Annotated in this window: 25 protein-coding genes, 1 other RNA gene, 1 pseudogene and 1 riboswitch; of the genes and pseudogenes, 21 read left to right on the forward strand and 6 right to left on the reverse strand. The window is 69.4% G+C overall.

Annotated features, from left to right (window positions below):
• Positions 1-190: 190 nt before the first annotated feature.
• Positions 191-1093: a lipid A hydroxylase LpxO gene (gene lpxO, locus AC3DE2_RS12510; RefSeq protein ID WP_295381778.1), complete on the reverse strand. Its 903-nt coding sequence runs from the start codon at positions 1091-1093 to the stop codon at positions 191-193.
• Between the two features lie 227 nt (positions 1094-1320).
• On the opposite strand from lpxO, the gene glyA reads away from it, so the two are divergent.
• The 10 genes from glyA to thiL all read left to right on the forward strand — a co-directional run bounded on the left by glyA (position 1321) and on the right by thiL (position 9975).
• Positions 1321-2574, forward strand: coding sequence for a serine hydroxymethyltransferase (gene glyA / locus AC3DE2_RS12515; RefSeq protein WP_488426443.1), 1254 nt, complete (start codon positions 1321-1323; stop codon positions 2572-2574).
• A gap of 223 nt (positions 2575-2797) precedes the next feature.
• Complete coding sequence (nrdR, locus tag AC3DE2_RS12520; protein ID WP_183639066.1) at positions 2798-3334, forward strand: transcriptional regulator NrdR; 537 nt, start codon at positions 2798-2800, stop codon at positions 3332-3334.
• A 3-nt stretch (positions 3335-3337) separates the two neighbouring features.
• Positions 3338-3868 (forward strand): GNAT family N-acetyltransferase, encoded by a 531-nt coding sequence (locus tag AC3DE2_RS12525; protein ID WP_295381766.1) that lies wholly within the window; start codon positions 3338-3340, stop codon positions 3866-3868.
• Complete coding sequence (gene ribD / locus AC3DE2_RS12530; protein WP_488426444.1) at positions 3865-4971, forward strand: bifunctional diaminohydroxyphosphoribosylaminopyrimidine deaminase/5-amino-6-(5-phosphoribosylamino)uracil reductase RibD; 1107 nt, start codon at positions 3865-3867, stop codon at positions 4969-4971. Before AC3DE2_RS12525 ends, ribD begins: the two co-directional genes overlap by 4 nt.
• A 13-nt stretch (positions 4972-4984) precedes the next feature.
• A complete protein-coding gene (locus AC3DE2_RS12535) occupies positions 4985-5749 on the forward strand; it encodes a class I SAM-dependent methyltransferase (RefSeq protein WP_295381750.1) in 765 nt (254 codons plus the stop codon).
• Between the two features lie 140 nt (positions 5750-5889).
• A riboswitch (FMN riboswitch) is annotated at positions 5890-6035 on the forward strand.
• Positions 6036-6226: 191 nt separating this feature from the next.
• Entirely contained in the window at positions 6227-6838 is a 612-nt protein-coding gene (locus AC3DE2_RS12540; protein WP_295381738.1) for a riboflavin synthase, read from the forward strand.
• Positions 6835-7932, forward strand: a complete 1098-nt coding sequence (gene ribB, locus AC3DE2_RS12545) for a 3,4-dihydroxy-2-butanone-4-phosphate synthase (RefSeq protein WP_295381726.1) — start codon at positions 6835-6837, stop codon at positions 7930-7932. The genes AC3DE2_RS12540 and ribB overlap by 4 nt, the downstream gene beginning before the upstream one ends.
• Before the next feature lie 74 nt (positions 7933-8006).
• On the forward strand, positions 8007-8474 hold the full coding sequence (gene ribH / locus AC3DE2_RS12550; RefSeq protein WP_295381719.1) for a 6,7-dimethyl-8-ribityllumazine synthase: 468 nt from the start codon (positions 8007-8009) through the stop codon (positions 8472-8474).
• 22 nt (positions 8475-8496) lie between these two features.
• Positions 8497-8958 (forward strand): transcription antitermination factor NusB, encoded by a 462-nt coding sequence (gene nusB, locus AC3DE2_RS12555; RefSeq protein WP_249888679.1) that lies wholly within the window; start codon positions 8497-8499, stop codon positions 8956-8958.
• A gap of 72 nt (positions 8959-9030) precedes the next feature.
• A complete protein-coding gene (gene thiL, locus AC3DE2_RS12560) occupies positions 9031-9975 on the forward strand; it encodes a thiamine-phosphate kinase (protein WP_295381713.1) in 945 nt (314 codons plus the stop codon).
• A 63-nt stretch (positions 9976-10038) separates the two neighbouring features.
• Here thiL and AC3DE2_RS12565 read toward each other — a convergent pair whose 3' ends face one another.
• The 4 genes and pseudogenes from AC3DE2_RS12565 to AC3DE2_RS12580 all read right to left on the reverse strand — a co-directional run.
• Positions 10039-10875 (reverse strand): hypothetical protein, encoded by an 837-nt coding sequence (locus AC3DE2_RS12565; protein ID WP_295381711.1) that lies wholly within the window; start codon positions 10873-10875, stop codon positions 10039-10041.
• Entirely contained in the window at positions 10872-12254 is a 1383-nt protein-coding gene (locus AC3DE2_RS12570; RefSeq protein WP_295381708.1) for an FAD-binding oxidoreductase, read from the reverse strand. The genes AC3DE2_RS12565 and AC3DE2_RS12570 overlap by 4 nt, the downstream gene beginning before the upstream one ends.
• Before the next feature lie 34 nt (positions 12255-12288).
• A complete protein-coding gene (locus AC3DE2_RS12575; RefSeq protein ID WP_295381706.1) occupies positions 12289-12675 on the reverse strand; it encodes a YraN family protein in 387 nt (128 codons plus the stop codon).
• Positions 12665-13912 (reverse strand): annotated as a pseudogene (locus tag AC3DE2_RS12580) (penicillin-binding protein activator); the annotation flags it as partial. The pseudogene AC3DE2_RS12580 and the gene AC3DE2_RS12575, both read right to left, overlap by 11 nt.
• A gap of 193 nt (positions 13913-14105) precedes the next feature.
• Here AC3DE2_RS12580 and rsmI point away from each other — a divergent pair.
• Positions 14106-14930, forward strand: a complete 825-nt coding sequence (gene rsmI / locus AC3DE2_RS12585) for a 16S rRNA (cytidine(1402)-2'-O)-methyltransferase (protein ID WP_488426446.1) — start codon at positions 14106-14108, stop codon at positions 14928-14930.
• 64 nt (positions 14931-14994) lie between these two features.
• An RNA gene (gene rnpB, locus AC3DE2_RS12590) (RNase P RNA component class A) lies at positions 14995-15345 on the forward strand.
• 496 nt (positions 15346-15841) lie between these two features.
• Here the strand turns inward: rnpB and AC3DE2_RS12595 are convergent.
• Complete coding sequence (locus tag AC3DE2_RS12595) at positions 15842-16612, reverse strand: NRDE family protein (protein WP_295379909.1); 771 nt, start codon at positions 16610-16612, stop codon at positions 15842-15844.
• A gap of 315 nt (positions 16613-16927) precedes the next feature.
• Between AC3DE2_RS12595 and mraZ the strand changes: the two genes are divergently transcribed.
• Genes mraZ through murG form a run of 9 tightly spaced genes read left to right on the forward strand, consistent with a single transcriptional unit; the run spans position 16928 to position 26782 of the window.
• Entirely contained in the window at positions 16928-17374 is a 447-nt protein-coding gene (mraZ, locus tag AC3DE2_RS12600; RefSeq protein WP_295379906.1) for a division/cell wall cluster transcriptional repressor MraZ, read from the forward strand.
• Positions 17371-18342 carry a 16S rRNA (cytosine(1402)-N(4))-methyltransferase RsmH gene (gene rsmH / locus AC3DE2_RS12605; protein WP_488426447.1) on the forward strand — a complete coding sequence of 324 codons (972 nt, stop codon included), beginning with the start codon at positions 17371-17373 and terminating at the stop codon, positions 18340-18342. Before mraZ ends, rsmH begins: the two co-directional genes overlap by 4 nt.
• Positions 18339-18602 (forward strand): cell division protein FtsL, encoded by a 264-nt coding sequence (ftsL, locus tag AC3DE2_RS12610; RefSeq protein WP_295379901.1) that lies wholly within the window; start codon positions 18339-18341, stop codon positions 18600-18602. Before rsmH ends, ftsL begins: the two co-directional genes overlap by 4 nt.
• Entirely contained in the window at positions 18599-20464 is a 1866-nt protein-coding gene (locus AC3DE2_RS12615) for a peptidoglycan D,D-transpeptidase FtsI family protein (protein WP_295379898.1), read from the forward strand. The genes ftsL and AC3DE2_RS12615 overlap by 4 nt, the downstream gene beginning before the upstream one ends.
• An 8-nt stretch (positions 20465-20472) precedes the next feature.
• Complete coding sequence (locus AC3DE2_RS12620) at positions 20473-21945, forward strand: UDP-N-acetylmuramoyl-L-alanyl-D-glutamate--2,6-diaminopimelate ligase (RefSeq protein WP_488426449.1); 1473 nt, start codon at positions 20473-20475, stop codon at positions 21943-21945.
• Positions 21942-23309 (forward strand): UDP-N-acetylmuramoyl-tripeptide--D-alanyl-D-alanine ligase, encoded by a 1368-nt coding sequence (locus AC3DE2_RS12625; protein ID WP_488426450.1) that lies wholly within the window; start codon positions 21942-21944, stop codon positions 23307-23309. The genes AC3DE2_RS12620 and AC3DE2_RS12625 overlap by 4 nt, the downstream gene beginning before the upstream one ends.
• Positions 23299-24384 (forward strand): phospho-N-acetylmuramoyl-pentapeptide-transferase, encoded by a 1086-nt coding sequence (gene mraY, locus AC3DE2_RS12630; protein WP_141455685.1) that lies wholly within the window; start codon positions 23299-23301, stop codon positions 24382-24384. Before AC3DE2_RS12625 ends, mraY begins: the two co-directional genes overlap by 11 nt.
• Entirely contained in the window at positions 24384-25703 is a 1320-nt protein-coding gene (gene ftsW / locus AC3DE2_RS12635) for a putative lipid II flippase FtsW (RefSeq protein ID WP_488426451.1), read from the forward strand. Before mraY ends, ftsW begins: the two co-directional genes overlap by 1 nt.
• Positions 25700-26782, forward strand: a complete 1083-nt coding sequence (gene murG, locus AC3DE2_RS12640) for an undecaprenyldiphospho-muramoylpentapeptide beta-N-acetylglucosaminyltransferase (protein WP_488426452.1) — start codon at positions 25700-25702, stop codon at positions 26780-26782. The genes ftsW and murG overlap by 4 nt, the downstream gene beginning before the upstream one ends.
• The last annotated feature ends 85 nt before the right edge of the window (positions 26783-26867 follow it).

The following is a 26867-nucleotide window of genomic DNA, read 5'->3' on the forward strand; positions in this document are numbered from 1 at the left end:
AACCGGGACGCGCCGAGCCCGGCCGGATGGCCTGGGACAGGGCGGGAAGATGGGGATTATCCCGCAGGGTGGGGGCGCGTTGCCAGCGTGAAAGGGCCGGAACGGCCCATTCGCGTCCACCGTTCAGGCCGAACCCGGCCGGATCCGCGGCCGGCGCCCGGCCGGGCCCGCTCCGGCGCGGGGCCGGGGCTCAGATCCAGATGATCAGCGCCACCACCAGCGCCACGCCCAGATATTTGAGCGTGTAGTACAGCCCCTTGCTGCGTTCGCGCAGGGCCTTGCTCTTCAGGCGCAGGGCGTAGAAGTACTTGAACGCCCGGTTGAAACCGCCGGTCTTGTCGCCTTCCTGGTTCGGCGAGGCGCCGGCGGCGATCAGGTTGCGGGCGACGAAGCGGTTGAGCGCGGCCGCCCAGCGGTACTTCATCGGCCGTTCGATGTCGCAGAACAGGATGATCCGGTTCTGCTGGCTGTCGTTGCGTGCGCTGTGGATGTAGGTCTCGTCGAACATCGTCCACTGCCCGTCGCGCCAGCTGTAGCGCTGGCCGTCCACGGTGATGAAGCAGGCGTCGTCGTTGGGGGTTTCCAGGCCCAGGTGCAGGCGCAGCGAGCCGGCATAGGGGTCGCGGTGCGGCCGCAGCTCGCTGCCCGGCGGCAGTTCGGTGAACATGGCCGCCTTCACCCCCGGCAGCTCGCGCAGCAGCGCCGTGGTCGTGGGGCAGAGTTCGGCCGCGGAGGGGTGGGCGTCGTCGTACCACTTCAGGTAGAAGCGCTTCCAGCCACGGCGGAAGAACGAATTGAAACCGACATCGGTATAGCCGTCGGCGGCCTTGATCTGCTGCATTTCGCGCAGGTGCCGCGCCTCGGCGCGGATGTCCTGCCAGCGGGCCCGCAGTGGCGCCAGTTCGGGAAAATGCCGTTCCGGGTCCAGGAACGGGGTGGTCGGCACCCGCGAGCAGGCGTACATCAGCACGTTGATCGGCGCCATGAAGGTCGAGTGGTCCAGCAGCTGCCGGCCAATCCGGTGACGCACGCGTCCGCGGAAGTGCACGTAGACGGCACTGGCGACGAACAGGAAGACAAAAACCCATTTCACGGTAGGGGCATCCAGGTGGGGAGACCGGCCGGCCCGGGGGCTGGCGGGTCGGGCAAGCGGGTCAAACTGGCCCATTGTCGGGCAGAACGGGCCCGGAGGCACCTTTCGAGGTTGGCCGCCATACGCCCGTGGGCTAATATTTCAAGTCTTGTCCCGACCGCCTGAATGCCGGTCCGCCGGCGCCGCCGGGTCTCATCTTTTCTTCAGCTTCCCATCCGAGGCCGCGAATGTTCCCCAGCACCACCCGTATTGCCGGATTCGATGACGAACTCGCCCAGGCCATCGCCGCCGAGGCCCGCCGCCAGGAGGACCACGTCGAGCTGATTGCCAGCGAGAACTACGCCAGCCCGCGGGTGATGGAAGCCCAGGGCAGCGTGCTCACCAACAAGTACGCCGAAGGTTATCCGGGCAAGCGCTACTACGGCGGCTGCGAGTACGTCGACATCGCCGAGCAGCTGGCCATCGATCGGGTCAAGCAGCTGTTCGGCGCCGACTACGCCAACGTGCAGCCGCATTCGGGCTCGCAGGCCAACCAGGCGGTGTATTTCGCCCTGCTGCAGCCGGGCGACACCATCCTGGGCATGTCGCTGGCGCACGGCGGCCACCTGACCCACGGCGCCAAGGTCAACGCCTCGGGCAAGCTGTTCAACGCCGTGCAGTACGGCGTCAACGACCAGGGCCTGATCGACTACGACGAAGTCGAGAAGCTGGCGCTGGAGCACAAGCCGAAGATGGTCGTGGCCGGTTTCTCCGCCTATTCGCAGGTCATCGACTGGGCGCGCTTCCGCGCGATCGCCGACAAGATCGGCGCCTACCTGTTCGTGGACATGGCGCACGTGGCCGGCCTGGTTGCCGCCGGCGTATACCCGAATCCGCTGCCGCACGCCCACGTGGTCACCTCGACCACCCACAAGACCCTGCGCGGCCCGCGCGGCGGCATCATCCTGGCCAAGGGCGCCGGCGAGGAGATCGAAAAGAAGCTGCAGAGCATCGTGTTCCCGGGCATCCAGGGCGGCCCGCTGATGCACGTCATCGCCGCCAAGGCGGTGGCCTTCAAGGAAGCGCTGGAGCCGGAGTTCACCACCTACCAGCAACAGGTGGTGAAGAACGCGCAGGCGATGGCCGCGACCATCATCCAGCGCGGCTACAAGATCGTGTCCGGCGGCACCCAGAACCACCTGATGCTGGTCGACATGATCGGCAAGGGGATCACCGGCAAGGCGGCCGAGGAGGCGCTGGGCAAGGCCCACATCACGGTCAACAAGAACGCCGTGCCGAACGACCCGCAGAAGCCCTTCATCACCTCCGGCCTGCGCATCGGCACCCCCGCGGTGACCACCCGCGGCTACAAGGAAGCCGACTGCGTGGCCCTGGCCAACTGGATCTGCGACGTGCTGGACGCGCCCAACGACGACAAGGTCATCGCCGGCGTGCGCGAGAACGTCACCCTGCAGTGTCGCCAGTTCCCGGTCTACGGCTGACCGCCTGACCGGTCCGGAACCGCCGCCGTCGCGACGATGGCGGCGGTCCTCCCGGCGGCGCCGTTTTTCCGCGGTCCCGGCGGTTTCCCGTCGTTCCGCCGCGTCCGCCACCCTGATCACAGGCGGATCGTGACCGCAGGCGGCGCCGGCAGTACACTCAGGCGCTCGGACGGGGATTCCCGTCCATGCCCGCCGCGTCCTGCGGCGGAAAGCCCCAGAGCCGATGCACTGCCCCTTCTGCCAGCACACCGATACCCGCGTCATCGATTCACGCGTCTCCGAAGACGGCGCGACGATCCGTCGGCGGCGTGAGTGCGAGGCCTGCGGCGAGCGCTTCAGCACGCTGGAGAACATCGAAATCAAGCTGCCCGCGGTCATCAAGAGCGATGGGCGCCGGGATGCCTTCGACGCGCGCAAGCTGCGCGCCGGTTTCGATCGCGCCCTGCAGAAGCGCCCGGTCTCGGAAGAACAGATCGAGGCGGCGGTGCGCGCGGTGGTGCACAGCATCCGCATGAGCGGCGAGCGCGAAATCCCGTCGCGCCGGATCGGCGAGTTCGTGATGAACGAGCTGCGCAAGCTGGATCACGTCGGCTATGTCCGCTTCGCCTCGGTCTACCGCAGCTTCGAGGACGTGGCGGACTTCCGCGAGGAAATCGAGAAGCTGGAGCGCGATCTGCCCGCCGGCGCCGGCCAGCTGTCGCTGCTGGGCGGTGAAGTCGTGCCCTTCGACAAGAACCTCGACAAGCACAAGAAGCGCTGAGCCATGCGCATCGACTGGATCGGGCGCCACCCGCAGCACGTGGTCGCGCTGGCGCGCTGGCACCATGCCGAATGGGGTGAGTTGTATGACGACTGGACCCTGCCGGCGGCCACCGCCGAACTGGAGGACCACACGCGCCGCGACTCCCTGCCCACCACGCTGGTGCTGATGGACGGCGACACCCTGCTGGGTTCGGTCAGCCTGCTGCTGGAAGACGCGCCGGAATTGCAGGATCGCGGCGGCCCATGGCTGGCCAGCCTGTTCGTGTCGCCGGACGCGCGCGGACGCGGCGGCGGCAAGCACCTGGTGGAGGCGGCGGTGGCGCATGCGGCCGCGCAAGGGGTGGAACGGCTGCGTCTGTTCACCCTCTGGCACGAGGATTTCTATGCGACTCTGGGCTGGGAACTGGAGGAGCGCGCGGATCTGCACGGCGTGCCGATCAGCATCATGGGCATCGCGCCCGCCCATTGCGCCGCGGGAGCGTTGCCGACACCCCCCGCGACTCTCCTTCGAACGACGGAAAACCCGGCATGACCGATACCGCCACCTTCACCGCCACCGATCACGCGCTGATGGCGCAGGCCCTGCGCCTGGCCGAACGCGGCGCCTACACCACGCGCCCCAACCCGATGGTGGGTTGCGTCATCGCCCACGGCGATGAGGTGGTCGGGGAAGGCTGGCACCAGCGTGCCGGGGAGCCGCATGCCGAGGTGTTCGCCCTGCAGGCCGCCGGTAAGCGCGCCAAGGGGGCTACCGCCTACGTCACCCTGGAACCCTGCGCGCATAGCGGTCGCACCGGGCCTTGCGCCGATGCGCTGATCGCTGCGGGCGTGAGCCGGGTGGTCGCGGCGATGCGGGACCCGTTCCCGCAGGTCGACGGCGCAGGTTTCGACAGGCTGCGCGCCGCCGGCGTCACGGTGCAGTCCGGTCTGCTGGAAGCGCAGGCGCGCCAGCTCAATCGTGGTTTTCTTTCGCGCATCGAGCGGGGCCGGCCGTTCGTGCGGGTCAAGCTGGCGACCAGCCTGGACGGGCGCACGGCGATGGCCAACGGCGATTCCAAGTGGATCAGCGGCGATGCCTCGCGCCTGGACGTGCAGCGCTGGCGCGCCCGCGCCGGCGCGATCCTGACCGGCGCCGGCACCGTGCTGGCCGACGATCCCTCGCTCACCGTGCGGCTGGAGGACGACACGCCGTTCGTGCCGCCGCTGCGGGTGGTGCTGGATCCGGGACTGGCGACGATCGCGCGCGGCCGGGTCCGCGAAGGCGATGCGCCCACCCTGTACATCCATACCGCCGATGCCAAGCCGCCGCGCGAAATCGCCGCGCAGCGCGCGGTGGCGCCGGCCGACGGCAGCAACTTCGACCTGCGTGCGGTGCTGGAACTGCTGGGTGCGCGCGGCATCAACGAAGTCCAGGTGGAGGCGGGCGCCACCCTCGCCGGCGCCTTCATCGCCGCCGGCCTGGCCGATGAAGTCCTGCTCTACGTCGCCCCGGTGCTGCTGGGCGATCAGGCGCGACCGCTGTTTGCCGGGCTGGGCATCCACAGCATGGCCGAGCGCGCCCACCTGAAGATTGTCGATGCGCGCGCGATTGGCCAGGATCAGCGCATCCTCCTGCAACCCGCGCCCGCCGCCTGAGCCGGCTCCGATCATGGCTGCCTTCAAGGATCATTTCTCCGCGCTCGCCGACACCTACGCCCGTTCGCGCCCAACCTATCCGGACGCGTTGTACGACGCCATCGCGGCGGTGGTGCCGGCCGCCGCGCGGGTCTGGGAACCGGGCTGTGGCAGCGGCCAGGCGACCCGCGGCCTGGCCGGTCGCTTCGCCCACGTCCATGCCACCGATCCGAGCGCCGCGCAGATCGCGCGCCATTGGGCGCAGCGGGAACCCGTCGGCAACGTGACGGTGGCGGTGGAGCTGGCCGAGACCCCCTCACTGGCCGATGTCAGCGTCGAACTGATCGCGGTGGCGCAGGCGCTGCACTGGTTCGATCGGCGCGCCTTCTTCGCCAGTTGCGAGCGCGTGCTCGCCCCCGGCGGCGTGCTGGCCGCGTGGACCTACCAGGACATCGTCTTCTCCGACGATCTGTCCGATGTCGCCGAAGCCGTGCGCGATGACATCGACCCGTACTGGCCGCCGGAGCGCAACGACGTGGACGTCGGCTACACCGGCTACGACTGGCCGTTCGACGCCATGCCGGCGCCGGATGATCTGTGGCTGACCGCCGACTGGACCCTGCCGCAACTGCTGGGCTACTTCGCCAGCCTGTCCGCGACGGCGTGTTTCCTGGCCGCCACCGGCCGCGACGCCATTGAAATCCACGGCCCCGAACTGGCCGCCGCCTGGGGCGATCCCATGCGCGTGCGGCGGATGCGCTGGCCGCTGGTACTGCATCTGCGGCGCAAGCCGGCCTGACCGGGAGCATCCTGACCAGGAACATCCGGAAAGACCGCAGCTTCCGCGGTTGATCCGCGCCGCCGCGCGCGACGCTGTGTTCAGCCGGAGCCCGCGGAGCGGGGTGCTACAATGCGCGCGCCGGTTCGCCGGCAAACCAACGACGTCTTCAGGGCGGGGCGAAACTCCCCACCGGCGGTAGGTGCGCAAGCACGAGCCCGCGAGCGCCTCCGGCCACGCCGGAGGGTCAGCAGACCCGGTCCAATGCCGGGGCCGACGGTTACAGTCCGGATGAAAGAAGACGGCAAACGCGGGGCGTCGCGCGAGCGATGGCCTGCGCCTGCCTCATGCCTTGGGGCGTTTTTCGCTTTTCCATTTCCGCGAGAAACGTTTCATGTCCCGATATTCCGCTGCTTCCTCATGCGCCGTGCGTCCGTCCGCGCGCCGCGATTTCCTTTCCGCGCCTGTCCCGGGCCTGCGTCTGCCGGAGGTGCCCTGATGTTCACCGGCATCATCGAAGGCCTGGGCACACTGGCCACAACCGAAAGCCGGGGCGGCGACGTCCGCCTGAGCGTGCGGGTCGGCACGCTGCCGTTCGAACAGGTGCAATTGGGCGAAAGCATCGCGGTCAATGGCGTCTGCCTGACCGTGATCGATTTCGACGCCGGCTCGTTCCAGGCCGATGCTTCGAATGAAACCCTCGCCCTGACCACCCTGGGCGGACTGGCGCCGGGCGCGCCGGTCAACCTGGAGCGGGCGATGCGACCCACCGATCGCCTGGGCGGCCATCTGGTCAGCGGCCATGTCGATGGCCTGGGCCGGGTGCTGGACATCCGCGAGGACGCGCGCGCGCAGCGCTGGCGCTTCTCCGCGCCCGCCGCCCTGCTGCGCTACATCGCCAAGAAGGGCTCGATCTGCGTCGACGGCGTCAGCCTGACCGTCAACGAAGTGGATGATGTTGGCTTCGAGGTCGCGCTGATTCCACACACGGTCTCGCACACCGCGTTTGCGCAGACCCGCGTGGGCGATGCGGTGAACCTGGAAATCGATCTGGTCGCGCGCTATGTCGAGCGCCTGCTCGGCGCCCGCGACGCGGAGGTGTCGGCATGAGCTTCGCCACCATTCCAGAACTGCTGGAAGAAATCCGCAACGGCCGCATGGTCGTGATCGTCGATGACGAGGATCGCGAGAACGAGGGCGATCTGATCATGGCCGCCGAACTGGTCAAGCCGTCGGACATCAATTTCATGGTCACCCACGCGCGCGGCCTGGTCTGCCTGTCGCTGACCCGCGAACGCTGCCGCCAGCTCGGCCTGCCGCCGATGGTCCAGGACAACACCTCGCCGCACCACACCAACTTCACCGTCAGCATCGAGGCGGCCGAGGGCGTGACCACCGGCATCTCCGCCTACGATCGCGCGCACACCGTGCGCACCGCGGTCCGCCCGGACGCCAAGCCGCGGGATCTGGCCCAGCCGGGTCACATCTTCCCGCTCGCATCGCAGCCCGGCGGCGTGCTCAATCGCGCCGGCCACACCGAGGCGGCCAGCGATCTGGCGCTGATGGCCGGGCTGGAACCGGCCGGCGTGTTGGTGGAAGTGCTCAATGCGGACGGCAGCATGGCGCGGCGTCCGCAACTGGAAGCCTTCGCCCGCGAGCACGGCCTGAAGATGGGTTCGATCGAGGATCTGATCCGCTATCGCCTGAGCACCGAGCACACGGTCGAGCGGGTCGACGAGCGCGACATCCAGACCGAGCATGGCCCGTTCCGCCTGTTCACCTACCGCGACCGGCTCAGCCACGGCCTGCATTTCGCCCTCCTGCGCGGGACCGCCGACGCCGAAACACCCACCTTGGTGCGGGTGCACATGCAGAACCCGCTGGCCGACGCGCTGCATTGGCGCCGCGCCGATTTCGGGCCGGCCATCGGCGACGTGCTCCGCCGCATCGCCGCCGAGGAACGCGGCGCGCTGATACTGCTGGGTGACAGCGCCAGTCCGGACGCCCTGCTCGACCGCATCCGCGAGTGCCCCGAGCCGCCGGCCAGCCGGGCCGGCGTTCTGGCCGAATGGCGCCGCAACGGTGCCGGCAGCCAGATACTCGCGGATCTGGGCCTGGGCCGCCTGCGCGTGCTGGGCACGCCGCGTCGCCAGATCGGCCTGGCCGGCTTCGGCCTGGACGTGGTCGAGTACGTCGATCCCTGACGCCCGGCACCCGGCCGGCCCAGGTGTCCGGGGCCGGCCCTGTTAAACTTGCCACCCCCCAAGGAACCCTGCCCATGGCCCACTACGAAGGCGACCTGCGCGCCCCCGAAGGCGCCCGCTTCGCGATCATCGCCAGTCGCTGGAACGCCCGCATCACCGATGTGCTGGTGGCCGGCGCCCGCCAGAGCCTGGCCGGCAACGGGGTGGGCGAGGACGCCATCGACGTCATCCGCGTGCCCGGCGCATGGGAGATTCCGGTCGCCGCCGCGCGCGTGGCCGCGGGCAGCGCGCATGCCGGCATCATCGCGCTGGGCTGCGTCATCCGCGGCGACACCCGCCATTACGAACACGTCGCCGACCGCTGCGCGGAAGGCCTGATGCGGGTGCAGCTGGATTTCGGCGTGCCGGTGCTCAACGGCGTGCTGGCGGTCGAGCGCATCGAGGATGCCGAGGCGCGTGCTGGCGGCAGCCATGGCAACAAGGGCGAGGAGGTCGCGCTGGCGGCCGTCGAGATGGCGCAGTTGCTGGAACAGCTGCCGTAACCCAATTCAGGCTGGAGAACCCGTGAGCCGACAGTACCGAAAAGATGGCGTCGATCCCGTGACCCGCGCGCGTGCGCGGCGTCGCGCCCTGCAGGCGCTGTACGCGTGGCAGCTGTCGGGTGGCGAGGTCGGGCAGGTGATCGCCCAGTTCGCCCATGAGCAGGCGCACGAGATCGCCGATCTCGAATACTTCGAGGATCTGGTGCGCGGCGTGGTGAAGCACCGCGCGCAGCTGGACGAGGCGCTGGCGCCGTACCTGGACCGCACGGTGGAAGAAGTCGATCCCATCGAGCGCGCGGTACTGCGCATCGCCGCCTACGAACTGCTGCATCGCCTCGACGTGCCCTACCGGGTGGTGCTCAACGAAGCCATCGAAACCGCCAAGCGTTTCGGCGCCGAACACGGTCACACCTACGTCAATGGCGTGCTGGACCACGCCGCGGTGGCGTGGCGTCCGGCCGAAACCTCCGCCAAGGCGCGCTGAGAGCGGACGGTGCGCGTATCGCCGCTTCCACGAGGCGGCCTGCCGGTTTGATGGCCTGACGCGCGGGACGACATGAACACTGGCGAATTCGATCTGATTGCCCATATCCGCGCGCGGGTCGGCCTGCGCGACGACGTGATACTGGGCATCGGCGACGACGCCGCGCTGCTGCAGCCGCCCGCGGGTCGCCAATTGGTCGTCACCACCGACACGCTCAACGCCGGCGTGCATTTTCCGGAATCCACGACGGCCAGCGACATCGGCTGGAAGTCGCTGGCCGTCAACCTGTCCGACCTGGCGGCGATGGGTGCCGAACCCGCCTGGTGCACGCTGTCCCTGTCGCTGCCCGCCAGCGATCCGGGCTGGCTGGATGGCTTCCTCGACGGCTTCCTCGGGTTGGCGCGGGCGCACGGCGTCGCGCTGGTCGGTGGCGACACCACCCGTGGTCCACTGGCAATCGCGGTCACCGCGATCGGCCTCGTCGCGACCGGGCGCGCGCTGCGCCGTGAGGGTGCCCGGGTGGGCGATGACGTCTGGGTCAGCGGTACGCTGGGTGACGCGGCGGCGGCGCTGCACGCGTGGCCGGACCCGCCCTCGGCATTGCGCGCGCGCCTGGACCGGCCCACGCCGCGGGTGCAACTCGGCCAACGCCTCGCGGGCATCGCGCACGCCGCGCTGGATGTTTCCGATGGCCTGCTGGCCGATCTCGGCCATCTCTGCCGGGCCAGCGGCGTCGGCGCGGAGATCGAACTGGCGCGACTGCCGGTCTCGGATGCGCTGGGCGTTCATCCGCTGTCGGCGCGCATCGCCTGGCAAGCCAGTGGCGGCGATGATTACGAACTGTGCTTTACCGCGTCGCCGGATCATCGGGATGGGCTGGCGATGCTCGCCACCGAACTCGATCTGCCGCTGACCCGCATCGGCCGCATCGTCGATGGCGACGGCGAAGGCGTGCGCGCGCTGGATGAAGCGGGGCACCCCTGGCGTCCCGGGCGGACCGGATACACCCATTTCTAGCACCGCCGCTCCTGCATTTGAGGATTGGATGCAGGCGAAACGATGACCCTTCCCGCAGCGTGATCAGTGCGCCGGCTGGGCGGCTTCCAGCAGCGGCGGCAGTTCGCCCGCGCCCAAGGTGACCGGCCTGACCAGCGCGTTGAGCGCCTCGTTGCGCTCCAGCGGCAGGTTGTCGCCCATGCGGGTGCCCGGCGGCAACAGCGGAAAATCCAGGCGTAAATTTGCCGCCTTCGCCGACGCGCCGGTGATTTCCCGATACAGCACCGCCGCCACGATCAGCGACGCGGGCAGGGAAGGATGCAGGCTGTCATCGGTGAACAGCGACTTGGGCTTGCCGCCGGATGTTGCCTCGTAGGCACGCAGACGGGTGCCGGCCATCACCGGCGTCGCGCCGGTCTCGCGCGCGACCTGGCGCAGGCCGCGATCCAGGTTGTCCTGCCAGTTGGTGTCTGGTCCCCAGGTCCCCAGCAACAGCACGCGCGCGCCGCGCTGCTCCGCAAGCCCGGCGAAGCGGCGATGCGCACGCAGGCTGTTGCGGCAGGTGTCCTGCTCCTTCTGCGCGGGACTGGCGGCGCAGGCAAGCAGGCCGCCGCGTTCCTGCAGGATCACGAAGTCCCACTGCCCGCGCCCAAGCGCCTTCGCCGCCGTACCGCTCTTCCAATGCTGGGCCAGTTCCGCGCCCGGCATCACGTAGGTTTCGGTTTCGATCAGCGGGCCCGCGTCCTGCGCGCGCGCCAGGCTGCGCAGCAGACCGGGCAGATTGTTGGTATAGACCAGGCTGTTGCCGATCAGCAGGACCCGCAGGGTGGGGCGTCCCGTCGGCGCGTTTCCGGGAGATTGCGCGGCGGCGTGGGCGATGCATGCGCCCAGCAACAGGAGCAGCCATCCCAGCCGCTTCACGGCGGCAGGACCTTGCCCGGGTTGAGGATGCCATCGGGATCGAGCGCCTGCTTGATCGCGCGCATCGCCGCGAGCGTCGCCGGCGTGAACGCCTGCGGCATGAAATCGCGCTTGGCCACGCCGATGCCATGCTCGCCGGAAAGCGTTCCGCCGAGCGACAGCGTCAGTTCGAACAGGCGCGGCAATGCGGTCCGCGCGCGCGCTGTCTGATCGGCATCCTGTGGGTCATACAGGATGTTGACGTGCAGGTTGCCGTTGCCGGCGTGGCCGAACGCGACGATCGGTAGATCGAACCCGGCGGCCATCTTCTCGACCCCGCCGACCAGATCCGGGATGCGGCTGACCGGCACCACCACGTCCTCGTTGATCTTGCCGGCGGCGATCGTGCGCAGGGCCGGCGACAGCGATTTGCGTGCGGACCACAGGCGTTCGCGCGCGGCTTCGTCCGGCGCCTCGTCCAGCGCTATCAGGCCCTCGCCGGCGGCGGCCGCCGCCACCGCTTCCAGCGCATGCGGCAGGGTTTCGTGTTCGCCGTCGACCTCGATCATCAGCAGCGCGCCGGCGTCGGGAATGTCCGCGCCGCCCACCTCGCGCGCCAGCCGGATGCAGGCGCGGTCCATGAATTCCAGCATCGCCGGCGCCACCGGTTGCGCCATCACCCGCGACACCGCGGCGGCGGCCTGGGTGACGTCGCCGTACAGCGCGCGCAGGCTGGCGCGGCGCGGCGGCTTCGGCAGCAGGCGCAGGGTCGCTTCCACGATCAGGCCAAGCGTGCCCTCGCTGCCGATCAGCAGATGGGTGAGGTCGTAGCCGGTCGCGTCCTTGGTGGTGACACTGCCGCAGGCGATCAGATCGCCGGTGCCGGTGACCGCCTGCAGGCCCAGCACGTTGTCGCGGGTGGCGCCGTACTTCACCGCGTGTGGTCCACCGGCATTGCAGGCCAGGTTGCCGCCAATGGTGGCGACGTCGGCGCTGGCCGGATCCGGCGCCCAGAACAGGCCGTGCGCGGCGATCGCCGCCTGCAGCTCGCTGTTGAGCACGCCGGGCTCGACCACCGCGTAGCGATCGCCGGCTTCGATGCGCAGGATCCGGTTCATCCGCTCGAACGAGACCGCCACACCGCCCGCGTAGGGAATCGCCGCGCCGGTGCTGCTGGTGCCGCTGCCGCGGGCGACGATCGGCACCCGATGCTCCCGGCACAGGCGGACGATGGCCTGGACCTGTTCGCGGGTGCGGGGCAACGCCACCGCATCGGCGAGGGCGTAGCGGCGTGAATTGTCCTCGCCATAGCGTCGGCGGGCATCGGCGTCGGTGAGCCAGCCGTCGCCGAGCAGGTCGCTCAGCGCGGCATCGAGGGCGGTGGGCAAGGGCGTGGTCACCGCGCCATTCTAAGGGAGGCGCGGCGCCCGGACCCTACGCGTCGTCGGCGCGGAACGCGTCCGCAATCCAGTTCAGCCGCGGCGCTTTCGGGTCGCCCTGCGCGTCGACGACGTCGAAACGACAAGGCAGGTCGGCGTAGCGGGGATGGGCGGCCAGGAAGCGCAGCGCCGCCCCGATCAGGCGGCGCCGCTTGCCGGCGTCCACCGAGGCCGCACCGCCGCCGAAGGCATCCGAGCGGCGATGCCGGACCTCGACGAACACCAGCGTGGTTTCACCGGTGCGCTCGTCCCGCATCACCAGATCCAGTTCGCCGCCGCGGTAGTTCACGTTCGCGGCGACCGGACGAAGGCCGGCGCGGATCAGGAAATCACGCGCGGCCTGTTCCACCAACGCCCCCTGGGCGCGGCGATCAACCGCCATCGGCGATGGGCACCACCGCGCCGCTGCGGAAGGTCGACCAGGCCGGCGAACGCAGGATGTTGCCGAAACCATCCAGGCGCAGCACGCCGGTGGCACCGCGCAGGCCTTCGTTGGTGTCGGTCGCCAGCTTCTCCAGATAGGCGGTCAGCAGCCAGGCGTCGTAACCGAACGCGAACAGGCGCGCGGCGGGACCGCGCGCGGTCGCCAGGCGCTCGCCGGTCATGCCGGCCGGCGGCAGCCCGGGCACGCCGCGGGTGGTCCAGGCTTCGGTCGGGAACACGATGCCGTCCAGCGCCACGTCGTCCAGCGTCTTGCCGGTGCCGGACAGCAGTTGCGAGGTCGCCACCCGGCTCTTGCCGCCCAGCCCGGCCAGCGCCAGCTGCGGGGCGAGCACGCGCGCGGTCGCGCCCTTCACCGCCAGGAACACCGCATCGACGTTCGCCTGCGCGGCGGATGCCAGCGCGGCCGACAGATCGCCGGGCGTATCGCCGACGCTGAGGTTGGCCGCGACCTTGCCGCCGCGCTCGCTGAAGCGCTCGGCGAATGCCTGCGCCGCGCGCCGGCCGTTGTCGTCGGCGCCACCGATCACCAGCACGTTGCGGCGCTCGCGTTCGAGCAGGTATTCGGCGGCCATGATGCCGTCGTCTTCCGGGGTCAGCGAGAAGCCAGCCATGCCGGTCGGCGGCGGCACGTTGCCGCGGTTGAGCACCAGGGTGGGCACCTTCAGCGCCGGCTCGTGGAACAGCGCGCTGACCTCGTCGCGGCCCAGCGGGCCGATCACGAAATCGGCGCCGGCGGCGACCGCGCGGCCATAGGCGGCGATCGCGCCGCCGGCGGTGCCGCTGGTGTCGAAGAACTGCACTTCCGGCCGGCGCCGGCTTTCGCCGTAGTAGCCGGCCATCAGGCCGTCGCGGACCGGTTGCGCGGCGGTGGCCAGATCACCGGACAGCGGCAGCAGCACGGCCAGCTTCACCGGCGGCCGGTAGCCGTCGCGCTCGGCCGGCGGCCGGTTGCCGAACTGCCATTGATCGCGATCGAACGGCCGCGGCAGCGCCAGCCCGCGTCGCAGCAGCGCGCGGCCGGCGAACTTGTACAGCGGATCGCCGGCCGGCAGGGCGGCGGCGTCCTTCGACAGGGTGGCGTCGTCCAGCCCGGACAACAGGCGGTCGATCTCGCGGGCATTGTCGGCGCGGGCCTGTCCGGTGAGGACGGCATCCTGCCGCGCCAGTTCCGCCGCACGGGCGATCGCGGCGGACGCTTGGCCTTTCGGCGTGGCCGGACCGCTGACCTGGGTGGTGGCGCAACCGGCGAACAGCACGGCCAGCAGCAGCGGGGCGAGAATCCTTGCGAAGCGCATTTCCATAGGCATCGGCGACGGCGGGGCGGAGGAACCGGCTACGATTCTACCCCTGCCGAAGGATCCCCACTGAATGCCCGCCGGAACCCTGTTCATCGTCGCCACGCCCATCGGCAACCTCGCCGACCTATCGCCCCGGGCGCTGGACACCTTCCGCCAGGTCGCCGCCATCTGCGCCGAAGACACCCGCCGCAGCGGGCAGTTGCTGGCCCATTTCGGCATCGAGCGGCCCCTGATCGCCCTGCACGAGCACAACGAGGACGCGCTCGCGCAGCGCATCGTCGCGCGCCTGCAGGCGGGAGAGTCGCTGGCGCTGGTCAGCGACGCCGGCACGCCGTTGGTCAGCGATCCCGGCTACCGGGTGGTGCGGGCCGCGCGCGCGGCCGGCATCCCGGTCAGTCCGGTGCCGGGCGCCTGTGCCGCGATCGCCGCGCTGAGCGTGGCGGGTCTGCCCAGCGACCGGTTCGTGTTCGAGGGATTCCTGCCGGCCAAGGCCTCGGCGCGTCGCGATCAACTCGCCGCGCTGGCGGGCGAATCGCGCACGCTGGTCTTCTACGAGTCGTCTCATCGCATCGCCGAATCCCTGGCCGACATGCGTACCGCTTTCGGTGATGCGCGCCCGGCGGTGCTCGCGCGCGAACTGACCAAACTGTTCGAGACCGTGCTGGACGGCAACCTGGCCGATCTGCACCGGCGGGTGGAAACCGACGACAACCAGCGCAAGGGCGAGTTCGTGGTGATCGTGCAGGGCGCCGGCGAGGATGCCGATGCCCAGATCGCCGAAGGCCGTCGCGTCTACACGCTGCTCAACGCACACCTGCCGCCCTCGGCGGCCGCCAAGCTGGCGGCGGAGATCACCGGCGCGCCGCGCAAGGCGTTGTACGGACAGAAGGACTGAGGCGCACGTTCGACACCGCCTGGTTCAGCACCGTGCGCGCGCGCCGTGAGACAATGGCCGCGGCGGAGCCGGCCAGACAGTCGCGTCATGCGCAAGCATGCCGAGGAAAGTCCGGGCTCCACAGGGCACGGTGCCAGGTAACGCCTGGGCGGCGCGAGCCGACGGAAAGTGCAACAGAAAGATACCGCCGAACGGCTCTCCGGAGCGCGTGGCAAGGGTGAAATGGTGCGGTAAGAGCGCACCGCGAGTCCGGCAACGGACCGGCACGGCAAACCCCACCGGGAGCAAGACCAAATAGGGAGGCAATGCCGCGGCCCGCGGTGCTTCCGGGTAGGTTGCTTGAGCGTAGCGGTGACGCTGCGCCTAGAGGAATGACTGTCCACGACAGAACCCGGCTTATCGGCCGGCTCCGCCCTCATGTTTACTGGGCTTGTGCCCAGTAAACCCCAAAGTTCGCCGCGCGAACTTCGGGCCCCGATGCGCACTTCCATACCCCGTCATTCGCGCCGCTGGCGCGAATTCGCCCCCTGACTCAGGGGGCTTTGTGTTTCTGGATAGATCGCTCTGAGAGGCGCTGGGCCTTCCCGTCATTCGCGCCGTCGGCGCGAATTCGCTCCTTGACTCAGGGGACTTCGGGCAGAACCCGGCTCATCGTCCGGCAATCACTATCCCGTCCGCCGCCGCGCTGACGCTTGCATCAACAGAAGCCCCACGATGCATCCGCATCGCGGGCACCAGGCTCGTATCTCCGGACTCCCGTTCGCGCCGCTGGCGCGAATCCGCTCCCTGACTCAGTGGGCATTGGTGGAGTCTCGCCCATTGGCTGGCAATCCACGCATTGCATCGCTGAGGTCTGGATCAACCGCAGAAGGCCGGCGATGCGTTCGCATCGTGGTGAGGCCGGTTGCTACCTACGGAGGGAGCCGGTTGCTGAGGGTGGTTTCGCCCAGCACGGTGCCGTCGGGGGCGAAGCGGCGCTCGCTGATCCAGCCGTGGCCCTGGTGGTCGAGGGCGATGATGGTGCTGGCGCGGGTGCCGTAGACGGGATTGCGGATGAAGGCGGCCGAGAGCAGGCGTTCGCGTTCCAGGCCCACGCCGGTATCGGGCAGGTCGCCGTCGGCGGCCAAGTGCTCGTCGGCCAGGCCGCGCCAGAGCATGTCCACCTCGTCCTGGCGGCTGGACACCCAGTCGGACATGACCCGCATCAGCCGCAAGGTCTTCGGCCAGGGTTCGTCGAGGTCGCCGTTGGACAGGCCGTGGATGCCGTCGGCCAGCGGCATTCGGCGGGGATTCGGGTAATTGCTGACGTATTCGCAGACGTTGGTGTCCGCAACCAGCAGGTTGAAGGGAGCATAGGCCCCGGCTCCGGCTTCGACCGCGCCGGCGTAATCGCCCGCGGATTGGCCGCCGCCGAGGAAATCCGCGGCCAGCGCGCCGCGGGAGGGCGCCTGGGGCACGACGATGCGCGGGTCGCGGACATTGGTGACCACGGTCATGTGCCCGCAGGCATCGACGCCCGCCCAGGTGCCTCCCGAGCGCAGATCGCGGCCGGCCAGGACGCCGGGCCGATCGGGCCAGTGGGCCAGGGCGGCGGTGGGTCGCTCATGGGCCTCGTCGCGGTTGCCGGCCATGACCAGGCGCCAGCGGGGGTGGGTATTCCAGGCGACGGCGAGCAGGCACATGCGGACATTCTGGACCGGCCGGCCGTCCTTCGTCAGTCGTCGCAGGATTGCGTGAGATCAGGATCACGCCGCGCTCACCTCGGTGAATCCTCACCGAATCTCAAAATCTGAGACGAAACAGCAACTTGTGGATAAGGCTTGAACAAGTCTCTGAAGTTCGCTGCAAGCCCTTGATACATCAAGCGATTTTTTCTCGATCTGCCTGTTGACAACCTTGTGCGCGATGCTAATGTGGGCAGCAGAGGGAAAACCGGGTTTTTCGTGGTTTTTCGTGGTTCAATTACCGCCTTCGTGCGGACGGCAAGGGCAGGATCTGTGTTTCAGGGTGAGACCGCCATCACGGTTGACGACAAGGGACGGCTAGCGGTGCCCACCGCTTACCGCGACCAGGTCGCGCGTGAGTGCGGCAACCGGCTGGTCATCACCTACAACCCGTTCGAGGCGGGCAGCCTGTACCTGTACCCCGAAAAGGAATGGCAGCGGGTCCGGGACGAGGTCAGCAAGCTGCCGAGCACCCAGCGTGCCCATCGCAGCCTGCAGCTCAAGCTGATTGGCGCCGCCACGATGGTGGAACTGGACGGCAACGGTCGCATCAGCATCCCGGCCAGCCACCGCAGCGCGGTCGGCATCGAGAAGAAGGCCGTGCTGCTGGGCATGGGCGACAAGTTCGAACTGTGGAGCGAGCAGGCACACCACGCACAGATCCGCCAGACCATCGGCGACGAGGATCTCAGCGCGCACATGCTCGAGTTGCGCTTGTGAGGACCGGTGACGGCACGCGGCAGTCCGCGCAGGCCGGTCACCTTTCAGCGCTGCACTTGCCGGTGTTGTACACGCAGGTCATGGAAGGGCTGCAGGTGAAACGGGATGGGACGTATCTGGACGGCACGTTCGGGCGTGGAGGACACGCGCGCGGCGTGCTCGAACGACTGGGGCCGGGAGGTCGGCTGCTGCTGATGGACAAGGATCCCGAAGCGATCGCGCATGCCGAACGGACGTTCGCGGGCGATGCGCGCGTCGCGATCCGCCGCGGCAGCTTCGCCGGGATGGCGGAATGGGACGCCACCGCCCAAGGTCTCGACGGCGTGCTGCTGGACCTGGGCGTCTCCTCGCCGCAGTTGGACGTGGCCGAGCGTGGTTTCAGTTTCGGCAAGGACGGCCCGCTGGACATGCGCATGGATCCCGACGCTGGCGAGAGCGCCGCGCAGTGGCTGGCGCATGCCGACGAGCGCGACATCGCCGACGTGCTGTGGACCTATGGCGAAGAGCGCATGAGCCGCCGCATCGCCCGCGCGATCGTCGCGCGCCGCGCCGTGCAGCCGTTCGTGCGCACCGCCGACCTGGCCGACCTGATCGCCTCGGTGATGCCGCGCGGCAAGCACGACATCCACCCGGCCACGCGCAGCTTCCAGGCCATCCGCATCCACATCAACCGCGAACTGGCCGATCTGGAAGCCGGGCTCGACGCCGCGCTGGCGCGCCTGAAGACCGGCGGCAGGTTGGCGGTCATCAGCTTCCATTCGCTGGAAGATCGCATCGTCAAGCGGTTCATCGCCGCGCACGCCAAGGCGCCGCCGGCCAACCGCCGCCTGCCGGTGCAGGACGATTTCGTGCCGACCCTGCGGACCATCGGCGACGCCCAGAAGGGCACGTCCGAGGAAATCGCCGGCAATCCGCGCGCCCGCAGCGCGGTGCTGCGCGTGGCCGAGAAACTGGAGGCGGCGGCATGATGCGCTTCCTCGTCGCGGTGCTGCTGCTGGCGAACGTGGCTTCGGCCATCGGCGTCATCTACGCGCGCCACCGCCATCGCCAGCTGTTCGTCGAGCTGTCGCGGCTGGAGCGCTCGCGCGATGAACTGAACATCGAATTCGGCCGGCTCCAGCTGGAGCAGGCCACCGTGGCCGAGAGCAACCGCATCGATCAGATCGCGCGGGTGCGCCTGGGCATGAAGTTCCCGGAGACCAACGACGTGGTGGTGGTGCGCCCATGAACTCGCGCAGCACGCCGCCGCTGAAGAACCGCAACCGCGCCCGCTTCAACCTGCGTGGACGGCTGGCGCTGGTCATCGGCGCGCTCGGCCTGTGCTCGGTCAGCCTGATCGGCCGCGCCGCCTACGTACAGCTGATCAACCACGATTTCTACCAGCGCCAGGGCGACTCGCGCTTCCTGCGCGAAATCCCGATCCCGACCTCGCGGGGCATGATCACCGATCGCAACGGCGAACCGGTGGCGGTGTCCTCGCCGGTGGAATCCGTGTGGGCCAATCCGCGCGAACTGCTGAAGACGCCCGAACGCCTGCCCGAACTGGCGCAGGCGCTGGGCGTGCCGGTGGAGCACCTGACCAACCGCCTGTCGCAGCGCGCAGACAAGGAGTTCGTCTACCTCAAGCGCCGGATCAACCCGGACGAGGCGCACCGGATCCTCGCGCACAAGGTGCCGGGCGTGTTCTCGCAGCGCGAGTTCCGCCGCTTCTACCCGCAGGGCGAGGCGATGGCGCACGTGCTGGGCTTCACCAACATCGACGACCGCGGCCAGGAAGGCCTGGAACTGGCGTTCGACGAATGGCTGCGCGGCAAGGCCGGCGCCAAGAAGGTGATCCGCGACAACCGCGGCCGCATCGTCGAGAACGTCGATCTGGTGCGTTCGGCGCAGCCGGGCAAGGACCTGACCCTCAGCATCGATCGCCGCATCCAGTACCTGGCGTTCCGCGAATTGCGCAACGCGCTGATCGAACACCAGGCCAGCAGCGGCTCGATGGTGATCCTGGACGTGACGACCGGCGAAGTGATGGCGATGGTCAGCCTGCCGACCTACAACCCGAACGCGATCGGCCAGGTCGGCGCGGAGACCCGCCGCAACCGCGCGGTAACCGACGTGGTGGAGCCGGGTTCGACGATGAAGCCGATCACGGTGTCGGCTGCGCTCAAGGCCGGTGTGGTGACCCCGGCGACCCTGATCAACACCTCGCCGGGCTACATGTCGCTGGGCCGCTACACGATCCGCGACGTGCCCCGGAACAACGGCGTGCTGACCGTCACCGGCATCATCACCAAGAGTTCCAACATCGGTTCGGTGAAGCTGGCCGAGAAGCTGCCCAACGACTACTTCTATTCGGTGGTGCGCAGCTTCGGCTATGGCAGCGCGCCCGGCAGTGGTTTCCCGGGCGAGGCGGTCGGCATCCTGGCGCCGCCGGCGCGCTGGAACGGCCTGCAGAAGGCCACCATGTCCTACGGTTATGGCCTGTCGGTCACGCCGCTGCAGCTCGCGCGCGCCTATGCCGCGCTCGGCAACGGCGGACGGCTGGTGACGCCGACCTTCGTCAAGGGCGAGCATCACGACGCGCCGCAGGTGCTTGATCCGGCGATCGCCCGCGAAGTCGTCGGCATGATGGAAACGGTGGTCACCCAGGGCGGCGCCAAGCGCGCCGGCGTGCTGGGCTACCGCGTCGCCGGCAAGACCGGCACTGCGCGCATGGCATCCGGTGGCGGCTACGCGCGCGGGCGTTACGCGTCGCTGTTCGCCGGGCTGGTGCCGGCCAGCAATCCGCGCTTCGCCGCGGTGGTGGTGATCAGCGATTCGCAGGAAGGCGGCTACTACGGTGGCCTGGTCGCCGCGCCGGTGTTCCACAACGTCATGGACGGCGCGCTGCGCTTGATGGACGTGCCGCCGGACGATATCGAGACCTGGCTGGCCGTGCAGGCCAAGGCCGACGCCAAGCTGGCCGGCAACAAGCCGGCCGCGGCCGTGCAGGCGATGCCCGCGAGCCTGGACGATGCCGCCGACATCACCGATTCGCCGACCTTCGACGCGCCGCCGCCGGTGGCCGCGCAGGGCACGGGAGGCGTGCGATGAGGCGCATGATGGCCCTCGCCGAGCTGCTGCCCGACGTGGACGTGCCGCGCGACATCGTCGTGCGCGGACTGGTCCAGGACAGTCGCGCGATCGAGCCGGGCGACGCCTTCGTGGCGATCGCCGGTTTCGGCGCGCATGGCCTGAACTTCGTCGATCAGGCGAAGCAGAAGGGCGCCAGCGCGATCCTGTTCGAACCGCCGGCGCCCACGGGCATGGAAGTACCCCGCGACGCCATCGCGGTCCCCGGCCTGCGCGCGCGGATGGGCGCGATGGCCGACCGTTTCCACGCCTATCCTTCGCGCGACATGAAGGTCGTGGGTGTCACCGGCACCAACGGCAAGACCTCCACGGTGCAGTTGCTGGCGCAGGCCTGGCACATCCGCGGCACCCGCTGCGGCAGCGTCGGCACGCTGGGCGCGGGCATGTACGGCGAAGTCGTGCCGACCGGATTCACCACTCCGCTGGTCCTGCAGATGCATGCGCTGCTGGCGCAGCTGCGCGACGCCGGTGCCAAGGCGGTGGCGATGGAAGTCAGTTCGCACGCGCTGGATCAGGGCCGCGTGGATGGCGTCCATTTCGACGTCGGCGTGTTCACCAACCTCACCCGCGATCATCTCGACTACCACGGCGACATGGCCACCTACGGCGCCGCCAAGGCGCGCCTGTTCGCCTGGCCGGAACTGAAGTCCGCGGTGATCAACCTGGACGACGAGTACGGTCGCGTGCTGCATCCGCACCTGCCCGCCGCGGTGCAGGGCGTGGGCGTGAGTTCGCGCGGGCAGGAAGCGGCGACCCTGCGCGCGGAGGGACTGCGGCTGGACGCGGGTGGCATCGCTTTCGATCTGGCCACGGCCGAGGAGTCCCATCCGGTGCAGTCGCGCCTGCTGGGCCGCTTCAACGTCGACAACCTGTTGGCGGTGGCCGGCGTGCTGTACGCGCTGGGCGAAACGCCGCTGGAAATCTCGCGCACCCTGTCGCGCCTGCAGCCGATCCATGGGCGCATGAACCGGCTGGGCGGCAATGCCGACGAACAGGGGCGCCGGCTGCCGTTGATCGTGATCGACTACGCGCACACGCCCGACGCGCTGGAACAGGCACTGTCCAGCCTGCGCGACCACGTGGCCGGCAGGCTGATCTGCGTGTTCGGCTGCGGCGGCGAGCGCGACACCGGCAAGCGCCCGCAGATGGCCGCGGTCGCCGAGCGATTGGCCGACCGGGTCATCGTCACCGACGACAATCCGCGTGGCGAGGACGGCGATCGCATCGTCGCCGACATCATCGCCGGCTTCGCCAGGCCGGACGCCGCCACGGTGCTGCGTGACCGCCGCCAGGCGATCGAGCGCGCGGTGGGCGAGGCCGGCGAGGACGACATCGTCCTGATCGCCGGCAAGGGCCATGAGCCGTACCAGGAAATCAACGGCGTGAAGCATCCGTTCGACGACACCGCGGTGGCGCGCAACGCGCTGGAGGCACGCGCATGAAGCGTCTGCCGCTCTCGCTGCTCGCCCACTGGGCCGGAGGCGAACTCCAGGGCGACGACGCCGTGGTGGACGCGATGACCCAGGACACCCGCGCGCTGCAGCCGGGCAGCCTGTACGTGGCGCTGCGCGGCGAGCGCTTCGACGGCCACGACTTCGCCTACGACGCCGCCATGCGCGGCGCCAGCGCCGTGCTGGTCGAACATGCGGTGAAGGTCGAGTTGCCGCAGATCGTGGTCGCCGACAGCCAACTGGCACTGGCCCGGATCGCCGCCGGCATCCACCAGGACCAGGCGGGCAAGATGGTCGCCATCACCGGCAGCAACGGAAAGACCTCGGTGAAGACGCTGGTGGTGGCGATCCTGCAGCGCGCCGGCGTGACCTACTTCAATCCCGGCAACCGCAACAATGAAATCGGCCTGCCGCTGGCGGTCATCGATGCGCCGGACGACGCCGACTTCGCCGTCTACGAAATGGGCGCCGGCCAGCCGGGCGACATCGCCTACCTGACCGACATCGTGGCGCCGGACGTGGCGCTGGTGAACAACGTCGCCGCCGCCCATCTGGAGCGGATGGGTTCGCTGCTGGGCGTGGCCGAGACCAAGGGCGCGATCTATGACGCGCTGCCGGCGTCGGGCACGGCGGTCATCAATGCCGACGACGCCTTTGCCGAGTACTTCGCCGAGCGGGTCGCCGACCGCCGCATCCTGCGCTTCGGCCTGGAGGCCAGCGCCGATGTGACCGCGCGCGACATCCACGCCGGTGCCGGTGGTTCGAGCTTCGTGCTGGTGGCGCCGCAAGGCGAAGTGCGGGTCGAACTGCGCCTGCCGGGCCGCCACAACGTGCTCAACGCGCTGGCCGCGGCATCGTTGGCGCTGGCCTGCGACGTTTCGCTGGCGACGATCGCCGAAGGCCTGGCCGCGGCGCAGCCGGTGGCCGGCCGCCAGATCGCGTACGCGCTGGGCAACGGCGCGGTGTTGATCGACGACAGCTACAACGCCAATCCGGGCTCGCTGGCCGCGGCCATCGATGCCTTGGCCGGCGCGGGGGACGAAGCGTGGCTGGTGCTGGGCGACATGCGCGAACTCGGCGCCGACGCCGAAGCGCTGCATGCCGACGCCGGCCGCCGCGCCCGTACCGCCGGCATCCGCCGGCTCTACACGCTGGGCCCGCTCAGCCAGCACGCCGCGCAGGCGTTTGGCGACGGCGCCCGCCATTTCGACACACACAAGACCCTGGCCGAAGCGCTGCGCGCCGATCTGCATGCCGGCGTGCGCTGCCTGGTGAAGGGTTCGCGCGGCAGCGCCATGGACAAGATCGTCACGGCGCTGCTGGCCGAAGGGGAGGGGAAACCGCATGTTGCTTGAACTCGCGCGTTGGCTGCAGAGCCTGGAGAATTTCTTCGGGCTGTTCGGCTATCTGACCTTCCGCGGCATCCTGGCCGCGTTGACCGCGCTGTTCCTGTCGCTGTGGTGGGGACCGGCGGTGATTCGCCGGCTGGCCCAGTTCAAGGGAGGCCAGCCGATCCGCCAGGATGGCCCGCAGACCCATTTCTCCAAGGCCGGCACGCCGACCATGGGCGGTGGCCTGATCCTGATGACCGTGCTCGCCGCCGTGCTGCTGTGGGGCGACCTGCGCAACAAATACGTGTGGACCGTGGTGCTGGTGATGCTGGCCTTCGGCGCCATCGGCTGGTACGACGACTGGATCAAGATCGTCAAGCGTGATCCCAACGGCCTGAAGTCGCGCTGGAAGTACCTGCTGCAGTCGATCTTCGGCCTGGCCGCCGGCCTGTACCTGTACCTGTACGCGGACGTGCCCGCGGCGACGACGTTCTACGTGCCGTTCTTCAAGTCGATCGCGCTGCCGCTGGCGGGCATCGGCTTCGTCGCCATCGCCTACTTCTGGATCGTCGGCTTCTCCAACGCGGTCAACCTGACCGATGGCCTGGACGGCCTGGCGATCATGCCGACCGTGCTGGTCGCCTGCGCGCTGGGCATCTTCGCCTACGCCTCGGGCAACGCGGTGTTCTCCAACTACCTGCAGATCCCGCAGGTGCCGGGCGCGGGCGAACTGGTGATCATCTGCGCCGCCATCGCCGGCGCCGGACTGGGTTTCCTCTGGTTCAACACCTATCCGGCGATGGTGTTCATGGGCGACATCGGCGCGCTGGCGCTGGGCGCGGTGCTCGGCACCATCGCGGTGATCGTCCGCCAGGAACTGGTGCTGGTGATCATGGGCGGCATCTTCGTCATCGAGACGCTCTCGGTGATGATCCAGGTCGCCTCGTTCAAGCTGACCGGCAAGCGCGTGTTCCGGATGGCGCCGATCCACCACCACTTCGAACTGAAGGGGTGGCCGGAGCCGCGCGTGATCGTGCGCTTCTGGATCATCTCGGTGGTGCTGGTCCTGGTCGGACTGGCCACGTTGAAGGTGCGCTGATGAACGAGCGCGCGCGCCAGGCGACACGACTGGAGGCCATCGGCGGCCGCTTCGACCCGTGGCTGCTGGGCGCGGCGCTGGCGCTCGCCTCGCTGGGCGTGGTGATGGTGGCATCCAGTTCGATTTCGCAGACGGCCACGCCGTTCTATTACCTGATCCGCCACCTGATGTTCCTCGCCGGCGGCATGGGCCTGGCGATCTGGGCGATGCGCACCGAACTGAAGACGGTCGAGCACTACAACCAGCTGCTGCTGCTGGGCTGCGTCGGCCTGCTGCTGCTGGTGTTCGTGCCGGGCCTGGGCGTGAGCGTGAAGGGTGCGCACCGCTGGATCAACCTGGGCGTGTCCAACTTCCAGGTGGTCGAGGCGGTCAAGGTGTTCTTCATCGTCTGGCTGGCCAGCTACCTGGTGCGCTTTCGCGACGAGGTCAACGCGACCTGGATCGCCATGCTCAAGCCGCTGGGCGTGGTGGTGGTGCTGGTGGCGCTGCTGCTGATGCAACCCGACTTCGGCTCGTCCTCCCTCCTGCTGGCGATCACCGCCGGCATGCTGGTGCTGGGCGGCGTCAACATGCCGCGCATGTTCGGCCCGGTGCTGGTCGGCCTGCCGGTACTGGCGGTGATCGCCATCGCCGAGCCCTATCGCATGCGCCGCCTGACCTCGTTCGCCGATCCGTGGGCGGATCCGTTCGGCTCCGGCTACCAGCTGACCAACGCGCTGATGGCGATCGGTCGCGGTGAATGGGCCGGGATCGGCCTTGGTGGTTCGGTGCTCAAGCTCAACTACCTGCCGGAAGTGCATACCGACTTCATCTTCTCGGTGATTGGCGAGGAACTCGGCTTCGCCGGCATCTGCCTGGTCATCGGTCTGTACGCGCTGCTGGTCGGCCGCGCATTCTGGGTGGGCCTGCGCTGTGTGGAGATGCGTCGCCACTTCGCCGGTTACTGCGCCTTCGGCATCGCGCTGTGGATTGGCCTGCAGAGTTTCGTCTCGATGGGCGTGAACCTCGGTCTGCTGCCGACCAAGGGCCTGACCCTGCCGCTGATTTCCTCCGGTGGTTCCAGCGTGCTGATGACCTGCGCGGCGATGGGTCTGCTGCTGCGGGTGTCCTACGAACTGGAGCGCGCGCAGCGCCAGGTCGCGCTGCGCGGCGAACTGCAGGCCGGCGGGGAAGCGGCCGCGGTGCCGACGGACGTGGCCGCCGACATGCCGGCGCCTGCGGCAGCACCTTCCGTGGCGCCGGCTCCCGCCGCACCCGTGCGCGGCACCAGTCGCCTGCGGCAGCGGATCGAACCGATCTTCGGCGGGAGGACCGCATGAGCGCGGCGCAGCCCGTGATGATCCTGGCCGGCGGTACCGGTGGCCACATCTTCCCCGCGCTGGCGGTGGCCAAGGTGCTGCGCGCGCGCGGCGTGCCGGTGACCTGGCTGGGCGCGGATGGCGCGATGGAAACCCGCCTGGTGCCGCCGCACGGCATCCCGCTGGACACGCTGCCGATCGCGGCGCTGCGCGGCAAGGGCAAGCTGGCGCTGCTCGGCGCGCCGCTGCGGGTCGGCCGCGCCATCGCCGGCGCGATGGGGCTGTTGCGCGCCCGGCGTCCGCGCGCGGTGGTCAGCTTCGGCGGTTTCGCGGCCGGTCCCGGCGGCATGGCCGCCCGCCTGCTGGGCAAGCCGTTGCTGGTGCACGAGCAGAATCGCGCGCCGGGTTTCACCAATCGCGTGCTGGCGCGTTTCGCTCGCCGCATCCTGAGCGGCTTCCCAGGCAGCTTCGCCTCCGGCGAGGAGTACGTCGGCAATCCGGTGCGCGAGGAAATCGCCGCGGTCGCGCCACCGGTCCAACGCATGGCGGGCCGTGAAGGTCCGCTGCACGTGCTGGTGCTCGGCGGCAGCCAGGGCGCGCGCGCGCTCAACCAGGCCGTGCCGCGGGCGGTGTCGATGCTGGGTTCGGAGATGCCGGTGTCCATCCGCCACCAGTGCGGCGAAAAGATGCGCGAGGAAGCGGTGAAGGCGTACGCCGAAACCGGCGTTCCCGCCAGCGTGGAAGCCTTCATCACCGACATGGCCGGCGCTTACGCCTGGGCCGATCTGGTGGTCTGCCGCGCGGGTGCCTCCACCCTGGCCGAGCTTTGCGCGGTGGGCATCGGCAGCGTGCTGGTGCCTTTCCCGCAGGCGGTGGACGACCACCAGACCCGCAACGCCGAATTCCTGGTCGAACGCGAGGCCGCCGTCCTGCTGAAGCAGGACGACTACCTGGCCGAACGCCTGCATGGCGTGCTGAGCGATCTCGCCCAGCATCCGGACAAACGACTGGCCATGGCCGAAGCCGCGCGCGGCCTGGCCAGGACCGATGCGGCCGACCGCATCGCCGACATCATTCTGGAGGAAAGCCGTGATTCGTGATTGGAGATTGGAGATTCGCAATAGCAACGCCACCGGCGAAGGCCGGAGGCGCGCGCACGCACGCACGAATCCCCAATCCCGATTC

The organism is Pseudoxanthomonas sp. 68-E7 (genome assembly GCF_057773145.1).